Below are 14,987 nucleotides of genomic sequence, written 5' to 3' on the forward strand. Positions count from 1 at the left end.
CTCAGGCCTCCTGCGGGGTGGTCGTACGGCCGGTGGTGCCAAGGTCCTGGCTCATACGCTCGGAGTCGAGGCCGGACAGCGGGTGACCCTTGGCGAAGAACTTGAGCTTGGCCAGCACCGCGATGAGCGGCTTGGTGAACAGGAACACGACCACGATGTCGATCAGCGTGGTCAGGCCCATCGCGAACGCGAACCCGGCCACACCGCCCACGGCCAGCAGATAGAGCACGATCGCGGCGATGAACATGACGGCGTCGGCGATCAGGATCGTGCGCCGCGCACGCACCCAGGCCACCTCGACGGCCGCGCGCAGCGTCCGCCGCCCTTCCTTCATCTCATCTCGGATGCGTTCGAAGTAGACGATGAAGGAGTCGGCGGTGATGCCGATCGAGACCACCAGGCCGATGATGTGCGGCAGCGACAGCCGGAACCCGGCGTTGTGGCCGAGCACGACCACCGCCGTGTACGTGATGATCGTGGCGACCGCGAGGCTGAGGACGGCGACAATGCCCAGGCCGCGGTAGTAGAACAGCGAGTAGAGCACCACGAGGGCGAGGCCGAAGGCGCCGGAGATCAGGCCGCCCATGAGCTGGTCCTGGCCGAGCGTCGAGGACACGGTGTCGATCGAGCTGGGGTTGAACTTCAGCGGCAGCGCGCCGTACTTGAGCTGGTCGGCCAGGTCGGTGGCGGTCTTCTGGGTGAAGCCGCCGGTGATCTCGGCGCGGCCGCCCGGGATCGGGCCGATGATGTTGGGCGCGGTGATCACGACGCCGTCGAGCACGACGGCGACCTTGTTGCGCGGCTCCTTCGAGTTGTACGCGGTCGAGGTGAGCTTGCTCCACTCACTCGCGCCGCTGCTCTTGAAGTCGAGCTGGACGAGCCACTGCGTGCTGCCCTGCTGGACGCCGGCGCTGGCCGAGGAGATGTCGGTGCCGACGACCTTGGCCACGTCGAGGACGTACTTGAGGCTGCCGTCGGACTCACACGCGGCGAACTGCTTGGCCGGGTCGTCCTGGACGCCCTTGCCGCGGTTCTTCGGGTCGCTGCAGTCGAGCTTGTTGAACTGCGCGAGCACGGCCGGGTCGATGCCCTGGGTGTCGATCCCCGCGGTGGGGTCCTGGGTGGGCGGCTGGCCGCTCGACGTCGGGGTGGGCGCCGGGGTGGCCTTGGCGTCCTTCTGGCCCTTCTTGGTGTCCTGAGCCTTCGGCGTCTCCTGGGCCTTGGGCGCCTCGGTCGCCGGAGTGCCGGCCGACGGGGTGGCCGACGGCGCGACGAGCGCCGAGGACAGGGCCTTGCCCGTGGGCGACGTGCTGGGCTTGGGGGCCCCAGCAGACGAGGACGGCTTGGCCGACGGCTTGGAGGTTGCCGTGCTGGACGGGGCGGCGGACGGCGAGGTGCCCGGCTTGGGGGCCTCGGTGGCGAGCTCCTGCGGAGTCTGCGTGGCCGCCATGGCGAGCACCTGGCGGAAGCGGAGCTCCGCCGTGGTGCCGACCAGCTTGATGACCTCCTCCTGACCCGCGCCCGGAACGGAGATGATGATGTTGTCGCCTGACTTGGCGACCTCCGCGTCGGACAGGCCGGTGCCGTTGACCCGGTCGCGGATGATGTTCACCGCGCGGTCCAGGATCTCCTCAGGCGGTGCCGCGCCGTTCAGGGTCACGGGAGACAGAGTCACCGTCGTGCCGCCGGCGAGGTCGAGTGCCAGCTTGGGCGTGAACGCCTTCTGCAGGAACATCGTCCCACCGAGGGCGATGATGAGCGCCAGCAGCACCAGGAGCGTTCGCCCCGGTCGGCTGTGGCGGCTGGTCGGTCGGGCCACTGGTCGTCAGTCTTTCAGATAGGGGTTTGAGGCAGAGCCTAGTCAGGACTGCTTGGTGCTGGAGTCCTTGCCGCCGTTGCGCTCCACGGTCGTCTCGGTCTCCTCACGGGGAGTGTTGTCCTTGTCGTCGTCGCCCTTGACTACCTCGTGGCCGGCCGTGTCGTCCGCGACGGGCTCGTCGGCGAGAGGCTCGTCGGCCGGAGCGTCTCCGGGAGTGACGACACGCCCGATGGCGGCCTTCACCCATCGGGTCTCGATCCCGGGGGCGACCTCGAGAATCACGTCCTCATTGTCCACCGCCACCACCGTTCCGAACAGGCCGGTGGTGGTCATGACACGGGCACCCGGAGCCAATGAGTTCTGCATGGCGGTCGCTTCTTGCTGGCGCTTGCGCTGGGGACGGATCAGCAAGAAGTAGAACACCACCACCAGAAGGATCAGCGGCAGGATGCTTCCGAGTTGTCCCATGTTCATAAGGGGCGACCTTCCATTGTCGTACAAGAAGTTGACACCGGCCTCGCGCCGGAAATTCCGTGCGTAGCCTCGGGGCCGCGCCGCTCAGCCCGTCAGCCTACACAGCCAGCCAAGCCACGGAGTGTAGGCGCTTGTTGCGAAACGCGGCAACGAAGCAGCGTTTCGGCGCGCGGGGAAGTTCCCATATTGAAACGGTTGCAACCGTTCTGTGATCAGTCGAAAAGTGTCGCTCCGAATGCGTCGGGTGGCGGTGTCATCCCGAGGTGGTGCCACGCCGCGGCGGTGGCGACCCGGCCGCGCGGGGTCCTGGCCAGCAGTCCTTGGCGTACGAGGAAGGGTTCGGCCACCACTTCGACCGTCTCCGGCTCCTCGCCGACGGCCACCGCGAGCGTCGACAGGCCGACGGGGCCGCCGCCGAACTTGCGCAGCAGCACCCCGAGCACCGCGCGGTCGAGCCGGTCGAGCCCTTCGGGGTCGACTTCGTACAGGTTGAGGGCCGCGGAGGCGATGTCGCGGTCGATGACGCCTTCCGTGCGCACGTCGGCGAAGTCACGGACCCGGCGCAGCAGGCGGTTGGCGATGCGGGGCGTGCCGCGCGAGCGCCTGGCGATCTCGTGCGCCCCCTCGCCCGGCAGCGTCACCTCGAGCAGCCTGGCCGAGCGGTAGAGGACCCGCTCCAGCTCCTCGACCTCGTAGAAGTCCATGTGCGCGGTGAAGCCGAACCGGTCGCGCAGCGGCGCGGGCAGCAGACCGGCCCTGGTGGTGGCGCCGACCAGGGTGAACGGCGCGATGTCGAGCGGGATCGCGGTGGCTCCGGGGCCCTTGCCGACGATGATGTCGACCCGGAAGTCCTCCATCGCGAGGTAGAGCATCTCCTCCGCGGGGCGGGCCATTCGGTGGATCTCGTCGATGAACAGCACCTCGCCCTCGGCCAGCGTCGACAGGATGGCCGCGAGATCACCGGCCCGCTCCAGGGCCGGCCCTGAGGTGATGCGGAGCGGAGCGCTCAACTCGGCTGCGATGATCATAGCCAGTGTCGTCTTGCCCAGACCCGGCGAACCACTCATCAGCACATGATCCGGCGGCCGATTGCGCCGCATGGCGCTTTCCAGCACCAGCGACAGCTGCTCCCGCACCCGCGCCTGGCCGATGAACTCGCTCAGCCGCTTGGGCCGCAGCGCCGCCTCGATCTGCAGCTCGTCACCCTCGGCGTCGGGCGAGACGAGATCACGTTCAAGGCTCACGCCTGGACCTCCCCGCTCATCGCGCGCTGCTCAGCGTTCGCAGGGCGGCCTTGAGCAGGACGGCGATCTGCGGGTCGTCGCCCGCCTCCGGCTCGACCGCGGCGATGGCCTCGTCGGCGTCCTTGGCGGAGTAGCCCAGCCCGACCAGGCCCGAGTGGACCTGGTCGCGCCAGGCCGCCGCCCGCCGGTCGCCGTTGAGGGCCGCGTCGAGCGCCTCGTCGGGGGTGCCGAGCCGGTCCTTGAGCTCCAGCACGATGCGCTGGGCGCCCTTGGGGCCGATGCCCGGCACCTTGGTGAGCGCCTTGAGGTCGGCGGAGGCCACGGCGACGCGCAGCGCGTTGGGCGTGTGGACGGCGAGCATGGCCAGCGCCACCTTGGGGCCGACGCCACTGGCCGTCTGGAGCAGCTCGAAGACGGTGCGCTCGTCGGCGGTGGCGAAGCCGTAGAGGGTGAGCGACTCCTCCCGCACCACCAGCGACGTGGCCAGCCGCGCCTCCTCGCCCACTCTGAGCGCGGCGAGGGTGGCGGGTGTGCAGTGGGTGAGGATGCCGACCCCGCCGACCTCGATCACCGCGCCGTAGGGGGTGATCGCCGTCACCTGCCCGGCCACGGACGCGATCACAGCGCCACGTCCTTCCCTATCGTACGGCCCTCTGCCATACGGCTCAGGGACGTGCGGTCCTCTGCCGCGCGGCCCTCTGCCATACGACTCAGGGACGTGCGGTCCTCTGTCGTGCGGCTCTGGGCCGTGGGGCCCTGTGTCGTACGGGGGGCCCGGGCTGTGCGGCTCTGGGCTCTGACCACGGCCTCGGCCAGCTTGTGCTGGGCGCCGCCGCGCCACACGTGGCAGATGGCCAGGGCGAGCGCGTCGGCGGCGTCGGCGGGCTTGGGCATCTCGCTGAGCCGCAGGAGGCGGGTCACCATGGCGCCGATCTGCTTCTTGTCGGCGGTGCCGCTGCCGGTGATGGCGGCCTTGACCTCGGACGGGGTGTGGAGCGCGACCGGCAGACCGCGCCTGGCCGCGCACAGGACCGCGATGCCCGCCGCCTGGGCGGTGCCCATGACCGTGCGGACGTTGTGCTGGCTGAACACCCGCTCGACCGCCACCGCGTCGGGACGCACGTCGTCGAGCCACTGCTCGATGCCGGCCTCGATGCCGACCAGCCGGGTGCCCAGCTCCTCGTCGGCGCCGGTGCGCACCACGCCGACGGCCACCAAGGACAGCGGCGCGCCCGGCCGCCCCTCGACCGCGCCAAGGCCGCACCGGGTCAGCCCCGGATCGACGCCCATCACCCGCACCGGCCTGCCTCCCCGCGCCGCCGAACATCTGTTCGGCACGAGACTCTACCCCGGCTGACGTGCCCGCGCATCGGGAAACGCCCGCGAGCATGGGCCATCCGCCGGGAACACCCGCGACCGTGCGCCGGCCCTCCGGAACGCCCGCGACCGTAGGACCGCCGGAGAGCGGACGTGGCTGGGGCGGTCAGAAGTAGTCCAGCATGTACGGCTTGGCGGCGAAGACGGTGTCCAGCAGCTCGTCGTAGCGTTCGTGCCCGGACATGAGGCCGCCGCGCCGCAGCGTGGCCGCCGGGATCCCCGCGTACAGGGCGGACAGGCCGTTGATCGACAGCACCGCCCCGGACTCCCCCGGGTCCCCGAGCGGCGTGGCGGCTCCGGCGCCGCCGGAGAACTCCAGCCGCCAGCGCCCCGTGTTGCCCGCCCGCAGCCGGTCGGTCACCTCGACGACCGCCTCACCCGCGACGGCGGCCGGGTATCCCCTGCGCTCCACGGCCGCCGCCACGTCGAGGACGCGGAACATCCACCGCACCTGCTTGATGTGCTCCGTGGACCGCTCACGCAGCAGCCACAGCACCGGATCGTCGGGCGCGACGTTGGCGGTGACGTGCTCGGCCATCGACGACGCGCTGCCCACCAGCGACCACAGCGCCCTGGCGGTCTCCTCGGACTCGGCGACGAGGTTGTCGACCTCGATGTCCGGGCCGGCCCAGCGGTAGACGACGTAGCCGTCCGGCGCCAGATAGAGGAAGTCGTCCTCCCGGCCGAGCCACAGCGCCCAGGTGCGCTCGTCCCATGAGACGGGGCCGGAGGCGCGCGCGGCGCCGTGTGCCCGCCGCAGCACCGAGACCACCTCGGCCGCGTCGCCGGGACCCATCCTGCGCAGCTCGACCCGGCCGCTCGGCGGGATCGTCCGCAGCGCCTCGGCCGGGAGCGTGACGCGGTGCTGCGCCCCCGCGTGCTCGTAGCCGGCCGAGCGGTAGAGCGGCGTGGTGGCCGGATAGAGCGCGGACACGGCGTCGCCGAACGCCACGGCCCGCTCCACGGTGGCCTGCATGAGCCGGCCGCCGACGCCCTTGCCGCGATCCTCCGGGCTGACGGTGACGGCCGCGACCCCGGCCAAGGGCTGCGGCTTGCCGTGCCACCACTGGGTGAACGGGCGCAGCCGCGAGGTCGCGACCAGCCTGGGCCCGTCGAACATGCCCAGGTAGCGGCCCTCGGCCAGCGCGGGCAGCGCCGCCTGGCGCCAGCGCTCCCGCTCGGCGGCAGGGACCAGGCCGAAGGAGCGCTGGCGGAGGTCGAGGACGGCGTCAAGGTCGTCGGAGGTCACATCACGGATGTCCACGGTCCCACAATTTACGCAGGTGAGGCGTCCGTCCGCGAACGGCCCACGGTGATGGCGAGCCGGTCGAGGTAGAGCAGTTGCGCGGCGACGATCCCGATCAGGGCGACCGCGACCACGGCCAGCGGCGTGGCCAGGCCGACGTCGGGCGGGGCCGAGGTGTAGCCGCTGGTCCGGGTGAGCAGCTCGACCGGCGCGGTGGCCAGGCCGGGGTCCTGGGCGACCAGCAGGGGCCACAGGAGTTCCTGGCCGTTCACGAGCGTGACGGCCAGGACGAGGATGCCGGCCATGGGGAGTGAGGGCAGGACCACGCCGCTCAGGAAGTCCTTGCCGGCACGCGCGGCCAGCCCCTTGCACAGCAGCGTCAGGATCAGCAGGGCGGGCACGCTGACCAGCACCGGCTGGACGAGGGCGATGAAGGAGTCGATCAGGCTCATGCCGCGGATGGTGCGCCAGTCGGCCAGGCTCAGCGGGCCCATCCCGACGAACAGCCAGGGGGCGAACACCAGCAGCAGCCACTCGCTCCTGCGGCCCAGCGGCCGCAGCCCGCCGATGCCGAGGGCCCCGAGGTAGGCGACGCCCACCGACACCAGCGCGCCGATCAGGGCGGGCGCCCAGGTGTTGAGGACCGTGCGCCACCCGGACGGGGCCGCGGATCCCGGCTGGGTGGGCGCCAGCAGCGCCGACAGCCACGGCCAGGTCAAGGCGAGCCCGACGGCGGCGACGACCACCAGCGCCACCACGCCGACGATCACCTTGGCCCCGGAGCCGGCGCGTACGACGGCCTGATCCGGGGTCGCCCCGCGGGGTTCGACCGTGATGCGCATGCCGCTCGCCGCCGCCACGCAGACCGCGCCGATCCCCAGGACGCCCAGGACCAGCCCCATGACGGTCGCCACCGCGGCGCCCAGCCCGACCCTGCCCACCATGAAGCTGTAGGTGTACTGGACGAGGCTCAGCGTCTGCGTGGACCCGTTGGGGCCGCCGTGCGTCATGGTCAGCCCGATCGCGAACGTCTGCAGCCCGGCGGCGACCATCGCCAGGGCGACGAGCCCGCCCACGGCCAGCATGGCCGGTGAGACCGTGCCGCCGCGCAGCGCGGGCAGGAACGCCATCGTCGCCAGCGCGCAGACCACGCCGAAGGTGGCGGCGGCCAGGATGAGCTGGAGCGTTCCCGGAGCCGTGGCGGGGTCGCGCAGGCCCTCGGCCATCGTGGCCAGGCCGGACGCGTCGGGCATCAGCCCGCGCATCCAGGAGACCGCTACGGCCACCGGCGAGAACGCCACCATGGCGAGGGACAGCACGATCCGCCCGGCGCGCCTCGGCCAGGCGCCCGACCAGTCGAGCGCCAGCGCGAGCAGCGGTCCCACCACCACGGCCACCAGCAGCGGGATGACCGTTATGGACAGCGTGAAGACCAGTGCCTTCCAGAACGCCCCTTGACCCAGCACCTGGCCGTAGTTGGCCAGTCCCACGAAGACGCTCGGGCCGGTGAGCCCGGCCGACTGGAGGCTGAGCAGGATCGTCTGGACGGTGGGCAGGAGCAAGGTGATCAACGTGCCCAGCAGGGCCGGCAGCAGGAGCAGCCATCCGAGGGCCGGAGACGCGAAAGCGGGCGAGATGTCGGTAGAGGTACGGGGGGAGGTCACGACGCCCGACCTTACAGCGGACTCAGATCAGGCGTGCGCCATCACGCTTCCAGCTTCTCCATGACCTCGTCGGAGACGTCGAAGTTGGCGAAGACGTTCTGCACGTCGTCGCTGTCCTCGAGCGCGTCGATGAGGCGGAACACCTTCTTGGCGCCGTCCTCGTCGAGCGGCACGCTCATCGTGGGCAGGAAGCTCGACTCGGCGGAGTCGTAGTCGATGCCGGCCTCCTGGAGCGCCTTGCGCACCGGGACCAGGTCGCCGGCCTCGGAGACGACCTCGAAGGAGTCGCCCAGGTCGTTGACCTCCTCGGCGCCCACCTCCAGCACCGCCGTCAGCACGTCGTCCTCGTCGAGCCCCTGCTTGGGCACGAGCACGACGCCCTTGCGGTTGAACATGTAGGACACCGAGCCGGGGTCGGCCAGCGAGCCGCCGTTGCGGGTGAGCGCGACGCGCACCTCGGAGGCCGCGCGGTTGCGGTTGTCGGTGAGGCACTCGATGAGCACCGCGACGCCGCCGGGGGCGTAGCCCTCGTACATGATGGTCTGCCAGTCGGCGCCGCCCGCCTCCAGGCCGCCGCCGCGCTTACGGGCCCGTTCGATGTTGTCGTTGGGCACCGAGTTCTTCTTGGCCTTGAAGATGGCGTCGAAGAGCGTCGGGTTGGCGTCCGGATCGGGGCCGCCGGTCCTGGCCGCCACCTCGATGTTCTTGATGAGCTTCGCGAACAGCTTGCCGCGCTTGGCGTCGAGCGCGGCCTTCTTGTGCTTCGTCGTCGCCCATTTGGAGTGGCCGGACATTACCTAGAGCTCCCTCAGCATGTCTACGAAGTATCGGTGCACGCGCGTGTCACCCGTCAGCTCAGGGTGGAACGAGGTCGCGAGCAGCGGTCCTTGGCGGACCGCGACGATCCTATCCCCAGGCTCGGCGATGCCCAGCACTTCGACGTCCGTGCCGACCGATTCGACCCATGGGGCGCGGATGAAGATGGCGTGCACCCGCTCGCCGGCGAAGTCCAGATCGGACTCGAAGGAGTCGATCTGGCGGCCGAAGGCGTTGCGCCTGACGACCATGTCGATGCCGCCGATGGTCTGCTGTCCCTCGGCGCCGTCCTCGATGCGGTCGGCCAGCATGATCATGCCGGCGCAGGAGCCGTAGGCGGGCATGCCGTCCTTGATCCGCATCCGCAGGGGTTCGAGCAGGTCGAAGGTGTCGGCGAGCTTCCACATCGTGGTCGATTCGCCCCCGGGGATGACCAGGCCGTCGACCGTGTCCAGCTCGGCGGGCCGGCGTACGGCGATGGCCGACGCGCCGGCCTCCTGGAGCATGCGCACGTGCTCGCGCACGCTCCCTTGGAGAGCGAGTACACCGATCGTGGGCACGGTGATCCTTCCGTCCGGCTTACGGGTTTCGGACAATTCAACACCAGGACGGCCTGGGATCTTCCTAGGGGTGGGCGATCACGCCGCCGCGGCGGCCTCCTGGGCCACGACGTCCACGCGGGACAGGGCGCTCAGGTGGTGGCGCCGGGCGTACAGGATGGCCATGCCGATCAGGCAGCACAGGGCGCCGAGCGCGTACGGGATCGGGGCGCCGAGTTCCTCGCCCAGCTTGGTGGCGATGAAGGGGGCGAGGGCGCCGCCCATCCAGCGGACGAAGTTGTAACCGGCGGAGGCGACGGGCCGGGGCGCGTCGGAGACCTCCATGGCCGACTCGGTGAAGACGGTGTTGTTCAGGCCGATCGGGATGCCGGACAGGATCGTGCAGACGATGATCCCGGCGTGCCCCGACACGGCGATGCCGACCTGGAGGACGGCCAGCACGGCCAGCGCCAGGTGCAGGACGTTCACCGAGCCGATCCGGCGCTGCAGCGGCGGCGCGCCGAACACCGAGGCCAGCGCCACGCACACGCCCCAGCCGAAGAACACCGCGCCGATGCCGTAGGCGGTCATGTGCAGGATGAACGGGGTGAAGGCGAGGATCGTGAAGAAGGCGAAGTTGTAGAACAGCGCGGTGAAGGCCGTGGTGGACAGGCCCCCATGCGTCAGGGCCCGCAGGGGCGCGCTCAGCTTGGTCCTGACGGCGGGTTTGGGCGTCGCCTCCAGCAGCGTGGCGATCAGCACGAAACCGGCGGCCATCAGCGTGGCGGTGCCGAAGAAGGGGGCTCGCCAGTTCCAGTCGCCGAGCAGGGCGCCGGCCAGCGGACCGGCCGAGATGCCCAGGCCGAGCGCGGCCTCGTACAGGATGATGGCCGCGGCGCCGCCGCCGCTGGCCGCGCCGACGATGACGGCGAGCGCGGTGGCCACGAACAGCGCGTTGCCCAGGCCCCAGCCGGCGCGGAAGCCGACGAGTTCGGCGACGCTGCTGGAGGTGCCCGCGAGCGCGGCGAAGACGATGACCAGCGAGAGCCCGGCCAGCAGGGTGCGCTTGCCGCCGATGCGGCTGGAGACCCAGCCGGTCAGCAGCATGGCGACGGCGGTCACCAGGAAGTAGCTGGTGAACAGCAGCGACACCTGGCTGGGCGTGGCCTTCAGACCTTGGGCGATGGACGGCAGGATGGGGTCGACGAGACCGATGCCCATGAAGGCGACCACCGCGGCGAAGGCGGTGGCCCAGACGGACATCGGCTGACGAAGGATTCCGCCACCGGACTGCATAGTGCTCCTCTCATGTGCGGCCGAGCTTCGCCAACGTGGGCAAGGCGACCGCCAGGGCGGCTCGCTCGTCATCGCTGAGCGCCGCCAGTTCCCGGCTGAGGTGGGCGATCCTGGCCTGGCGTACGGCCCGCAGCCGGACGCGGCCCTCGTCGGTGAGCTCGACCGTCCTGACGCGGGCGTCGGCCGGGTCGGTGCCTCTGGCCACCAGCCCCGCCTCTTCCAGGCGGTTGATCTGCACGGACATGGTGGGCAGTTGTACGGCGTGCTCCTCGGCCAGCTCGGTCATCCGGCGGGGGCCGGGCTCCAGGGAGCCGAGGACGGCGTACTGCTGGCTGGTGACCGGCTGGCCCGCCACCGTGCGCCTGAGCAGCAGCACCAGGTGGCGGAGCACCGCGGAGACCTGTTCGGCCAGCTCGGTGGGATCGTCCCTCATGATACTTAGCTTAACTAACTTAGCCTGGCTAATATTCCAGGCGCGAAAAAGGCGGCGCCCTGTCGGACGCCGCCTCGCCGGGATTTACGGGCGTTCGGTCTCCAGGCGGACGGTCTCGTCCACCGTGACGCGCCGCGCGAGCACGGACGGGTCGAGCGGGCGCAGGTACGTCTGCTGCACGCCGGGGACGCGGTCCTCGACCACGAACGTCGCCCTCGTGTACGCCTCCGCGCCAGGTTCCCGCAGGTGGGGCACCACCTTGAAGTCCGCGGTGAGCGCGTCGCGCTCGATCTTCGTCAGCACGTAGCCGCGCTGGTTGTTGTAGAACTTCAGGTGCGGGTTGATGGCCAGGAACGGGTGCGTGGCCGGGTCGGAGTCGGCGCCGTCGCCACCGGTGGAGATCGAGCTGGCCACCAGTTCGGAGCCCACGCTCGGGCCGGTCGGGTCGTCGTAGTTCAGCTTCAGGTCGCTGGCCCAGTGCGCGTGCACGTCACCGGTCAGCACGACGGGGTTGCGGACCTTGGCGTCGACCCAGCCCTGCGTGATCCGCTGGCGGGAGGCGACGTACCCGTCCCAGGCGTCCATGCTGGTCACCTTGGCCGGGCCGGCGTTGTTGTCGCGCTGGGCGAAGAAGACCTGCTGGCCGATGATGTCCCACTGCGCCCGCGACTTGTGGAAGCCGTCGACCAGCCACTCCTCCTGCGCCGCGCCGGTGATCGACCTCGCCGGGTCCACCGCGGCCGGGCAGTCCTTGTAGCCGTCGCCGCAGCCCTGGTCGTCGCGGTACTGGCGGGTGTCGAGCATGTGGAAGCTGGCCATCCGCCCCCAGCGCACGCGCCGGTAGAGCTGCATGTCGATGCCGCGCGGGATGGAGGTGCGGCGCAGCGGCATGTTCTCGTAGTAGGCCCGGAAGGCGGCCTCTCGGCGCTGCAGGAAGGTCGGCTGGTCCTCGGCGTGCTCCGGGACCTCGTCGGCCCAGTTGTTGTCCACCTCGTGGTCGTCGAAGACGACGAGCCAGGGGGCGGCGGCGTGGGCGGCCTGAAGGTCGGGGTCGGCCTTGTACTGGGCGTGGCGTTGGCGGTAGTTGGCCAGCGTGACGGTCTCGGGGCCCTCGTGGTTCCGTACGTTGCCGCCAGGGATGTTGTAGGTGTTCTTGGTGTATTCGTACTGGTAGTCGCCCAGGTGCAGGATGAGGTCCGGGTGCTCCTCGGCCAGCCTCCGGTAGGAGGTGAAGTAGCCGTGCTCGTACTGGGCGCAGGAGACGAAGGCCATCGACAGGGCGCCGCCGTACGACAGCGGGTGCGGGGCGGTCCTGGCCCGGCCGACGGGCGAGACGTAGGGGCCGACGCGGAAGCGGTACCAGTACTCACGGTCGGAGCCGAGACTGTCGACCTCGATGTGCACGCTGTGGCCCCATTCGGGGGCGGCCACGGTGACGCCGCTGCGGACCACGCGGCGGCAGCGCTCGTCGGAGTAGATCTGCCACAGCACCGGGAACGGCCGCTGCGGCATGCCGCCGAAACCGTCCTCGGCCAGCGGCTGCTGGGCCAGCCGGGTCCACAGCACGAAGCCCTCGTGGTCGGGGTCGCCGCTCGCGACGCCGAGCGTGAACGGGTCGGTGGTCAGGCCCCGCGAGGCCAGGCTCTGGGCGGTCTCGGCGGCGGGGTCCGGGGTGGGGTCGGCGTGGGCGGCGGTGGCCGGGAGAGCCGCGGCGGCACCCGCGGTTAACCCGGCCACGAGGAAGTGCCGGCGGTTGAGCTTGGACACGGGGCGCTCCTGGGACGATCAATGGGAGGGGGCGTCCCGTAGCCTGACTCAGAATCGTGACGCCCGGGTGAACACCACCTAACACGAAAAAGGCGACATCCTTCGCGGATATCGCCCTCTTCGGAAATTTCCGTCGTCGTGGCGGTGTGCCCGGCGTACTAGATCATTTCATCCCGAGTCATGCGTGACCTGCGGCGACACGCCGCACAGCAGGCCGATGTCACCAACCGCGCTCGGCGAGGCGGTGCGGCTGGGGGATGTCGTCGACGTTGATGCCGACCATCGCCTCGCCCAGCCCGCGCGAGACCTTGGCGATCACGTCGGGGTCGTCGTAGAACGTGGTGGCCTTGACGATGGCCGCGGCGCGCTTGGCCGGGTCGCCGGACTTGAAGATGCCGGAGCCGACGAACACGCCCTCGGCGCCGAGCTGCATCATCATCGCCGCGTCGGCCGGGGTGGCGATGCCGCCCGCGGTGAACAGCACGACGGGCAGCTTGCCGGTGCGGGCCACCTCGGCGACCAGCTCGTACGGCGCCTGCAGCTCCTTGGCCGCGACGTAGAGCTCGTCCTCGGGCAGCGAGCTGAGCCGCTTGAGCTCGCCGCGGATCGTCCGCATGTGGGTGACCGCGTTGGAGACATCGCCGGTGCCGGCCTCACCCTTGGAGCGGATCATGGCCGCGCCCTCGGTGATGCGGCGCAGGGCCTCGCCCAGGTTCGTCGCGCCGCACACGAAGGGCACGGTGAACTGCCACTTGTCGATGTGGTTGGCGTAGTCGGCCGGGGTCAGCACCTCGGACTCGTCGACGTAGTCGACGCCCAGGGCCTGCAGCACGCGGGCCTCGGTGAAGTGGCCGATGCGGGCCTTGGCCATGACCGGGATCGACACGGCGGCGATGATGCCGTCGATCATGTCGGGATCGCTCATCCGGGACACGCCGCCCTGCGCGCGGATGTCGGCGGGCACGCGCTCCAGGGCCATCACGGCGACGGCGCCGGCGTCTTCGGCGATCTTCGCCTGCTCGGGGGTGACGACGTCCATGATGACGCCGCCCTTGAGCATCTCGGCCATGCCACGCTTGACGCGCGCGGTGCCGGTGACGGGGGTGTTTTCGGGCGTGCTGGACACGACGGTCTTCCTCACAAAAGCGAACGGTAAGTTATCAAACCCATGGTAGGTCCTGAGGGCCTCTCTCCTGACACGCCACCATGTCAGGATTTATCAGCCCTCTTGTACATCTAGGTGCGCATTTCAGGGGATGACAGGCTTGCGACTGGCGAGCGCGACCCAGACCTGGCCGGGCGCGAAGTTCATCGGCTCGCCACTCTCCGTGGTGAAGGTCGTGCCGCTCTCCTCCGACTTCCGCTCCCACTTGGCCTTGTACGCCTTGCCGTCGCGCAGCACCACCGCCGAGCCCCTGCCGACGCTGTGCACCAGGGGCGTGTAGCTCTGGTTCTTGTCGTGGAACTGGGAGCGCTCGGTCTTGGTGTACTGGACGACGATCGTGGGCGCGCCGAGCTGGCCGCCCTCCGCCGCCATGTCCTTCTTGCCGTCCTGCCAGATCATCCACTTCTTGTCCGACTCGGACCAGCCGAAGGTGAAGCGCGCGCCGGGCCACTTGACGCTGTAGGTCTTCTTGTCCACGCCGCCGTCGGCCGGGGCGTCGCCGAAGGTGAAGCCGATGTCCTTGGCCTTGTCGGCACCCGGCGCCCGCGACAGCAGCTTCTTGGTGGTGGCGAACAGGTTGTAGGGGGCGACGCGGCCCGGCTGGCGGAAGAAGGCGCCGGGGTTGCGGGTGTCGCCGACGTCGTACAGCGACGCCTTGGCCATGAACGGCAGCATCAGCGACTGCACGCCCGAGTAGGCGAAGGCGGGCTTGCCGAACTGCGGCACGATGTGCAGGTCGGAGATGCGGGCACTACGTACGGGCCCCACCTTGGCCGGCAGCTTGGAGGAGAAGACCGCCATCAGACGGGTCAGACCGGCCTCGACCTGCTCGATGTAGACGATGTCCGCGCTCTTGAGCCCGAGCTGGGGCTTGCCGGCGGCGGTGTTCTCGATCTTCACGGCGAGCACCGGCTTGGCGGCGCCCTCCATCGGCAGCCCGGTGAACGGGTGGGTCTTGCCGGGCTCGGCCGCGGGCTCCTCGGTCGGGGACGCCGTGGTCGCCTGCGGGGCCTTGCCCGCCGCGGGCTCGTTCGACGAGCAGGCCGCGACCGGCAGCAGAACCGCCGCTCCGGCCAGCGTCACGGTAATCATCCGAGGTAGCCGCACCTGTGTACTCCTCCGCATGGGCCAAGAAACGGAAGAAGCC

General features: G+C 70.4%; 13 protein-coding genes and 1 pseudogene. All 14 read right to left on the reverse strand.

Annotation, left to right across the window (positions count from 1 at the left end; genetic code table 11):
• Nucleotide 1 precedes the first annotated feature (1 nt).
• The 14 genes and pseudogenes from secD to AB0B64_RS44830 all read right to left on the reverse strand — a co-directional run bounded on the left by secD (nt 2) and on the right by AB0B64_RS44830 (nt 14,932).
• Nucleotides 2-1,819: a protein translocase subunit SecD gene (gene secD, locus AB0B64_RS44765; protein WP_358187217.1), complete on the reverse strand. Its 1,818-nt coding sequence runs from the start codon at nt 1,817-1,819 to the stop codon at nt 2-4.
• A gap of 42 nt (nt 1,820-1,861) precedes the next feature.
• A complete protein-coding gene (yajC, locus tag AB0B64_RS44770; RefSeq protein WP_358187222.1) occupies nt 1,862-2,287 on the reverse strand; it encodes a preprotein translocase subunit YajC in 426 nt (141 codons plus the stop codon).
• 218 nt (nt 2,288-2,505) lie between these two features.
• Nucleotides 2,506-3,537: a Holliday junction branch migration DNA helicase RuvB gene (gene ruvB, locus AB0B64_RS44775; protein ID WP_357955567.1), complete on the reverse strand. Its 1,032-nt coding sequence runs from the start codon at nt 3,535-3,537 to the stop codon at nt 2,506-2,508.
• 16 nt (nt 3,538-3,553) lie between these two features.
• On the reverse strand, nt 3,554-4,159 hold the full coding sequence (gene ruvA, locus AB0B64_RS44780) for a Holliday junction branch migration protein RuvA (RefSeq protein ID WP_357955570.1): 606 nt from the start codon (nt 4,157-4,159) through the stop codon (nt 3,554-3,556).
• 182 nt (nt 4,160-4,341) lie between these two features.
• A pseudogene (ruvC, locus tag AB0B64_RS44785) lies at nt 4,342-4,836 on the reverse strand (crossover junction endodeoxyribonuclease RuvC); the annotation flags it as partial.
• A gap of 184 nt (nt 4,837-5,020) precedes the next feature.
• Complete coding sequence (locus tag AB0B64_RS44790) at nt 5,021-6,178, reverse strand: GNAT family N-acetyltransferase (RefSeq protein WP_357955571.1); 1,158 nt, start codon at nt 6,176-6,178, stop codon at nt 5,021-5,023.
• A gap of 11 nt (nt 6,179-6,189) precedes the next feature.
• A complete protein-coding gene (locus tag AB0B64_RS44795) occupies nt 6,190-7,824 on the reverse strand; it encodes a hypothetical protein (RefSeq protein ID WP_358187234.1) in 1,635 nt (544 codons plus the stop codon).
• A gap of 41 nt (nt 7,825-7,865) precedes the next feature.
• Nucleotides 7,866-8,618 carry a YebC/PmpR family DNA-binding transcriptional regulator gene (locus tag AB0B64_RS44800; RefSeq protein ID WP_357955574.1) on the reverse strand — a complete coding sequence of 251 codons (753 nt, stop codon included), beginning with the start codon at nt 8,616-8,618 and terminating at the stop codon, nt 7,866-7,868.
• Nucleotides 8,619-8,621: 3 nt separating this feature from the next.
• Nucleotides 8,622-9,200, reverse strand: coding sequence for a pyridoxal 5'-phosphate synthase glutaminase subunit PdxT (pdxT, locus tag AB0B64_RS44805; RefSeq protein ID WP_357955577.1), 579 nt, complete (start codon nt 9,198-9,200; stop codon nt 8,622-8,624).
• Nucleotides 9,201-9,278: 78 nt separating this feature from the next.
• Nucleotides 9,279-10,442: an MFS transporter gene (locus AB0B64_RS44810; RefSeq protein WP_358187241.1), complete on the reverse strand. Its 1,164-nt coding sequence runs from the start codon at nt 10,440-10,442 to the stop codon at nt 9,279-9,281.
• A 43-nt stretch (nt 10,443-10,485) separates the two neighbouring features.
• Nucleotides 10,486-10,908: a MarR family transcriptional regulator gene (locus AB0B64_RS44815; protein WP_357955582.1), complete on the reverse strand. Its 423-nt coding sequence runs from the start codon at nt 10,906-10,908 to the stop codon at nt 10,486-10,488.
• 84 nt (nt 10,909-10,992) lie between these two features.
• Complete coding sequence (locus tag AB0B64_RS44820) at nt 10,993-12,675, reverse strand: alkaline phosphatase D family protein (RefSeq protein WP_357955584.1); 1,683 nt, start codon at nt 12,673-12,675, stop codon at nt 10,993-10,995.
• 220 nt (nt 12,676-12,895) lie between these two features.
• Nucleotides 12,896-13,816: a pyridoxal 5'-phosphate synthase lyase subunit PdxS gene (pdxS, locus tag AB0B64_RS44825; protein WP_357654753.1), complete on the reverse strand. Its 921-nt coding sequence runs from the start codon at nt 13,814-13,816 to the stop codon at nt 12,896-12,898.
• A gap of 108 nt (nt 13,817-13,924) precedes the next feature.
• A complete protein-coding gene (locus AB0B64_RS44830; protein ID WP_357955586.1) occupies nt 13,925-14,932 on the reverse strand; it encodes a DUF3048 domain-containing protein in 1,008 nt (335 codons plus the stop codon).
• Between the last annotated feature and the right edge of the window lie 55 nt (nt 14,933-14,987).

Source organism: Nonomuraea sp. NPDC049129, assembly GCF_040648495.1.
Taxonomy (GTDB): domain Bacteria; phylum Actinomycetota; class Actinomycetes; order Streptosporangiales; family Streptosporangiaceae; genus Nonomuraea.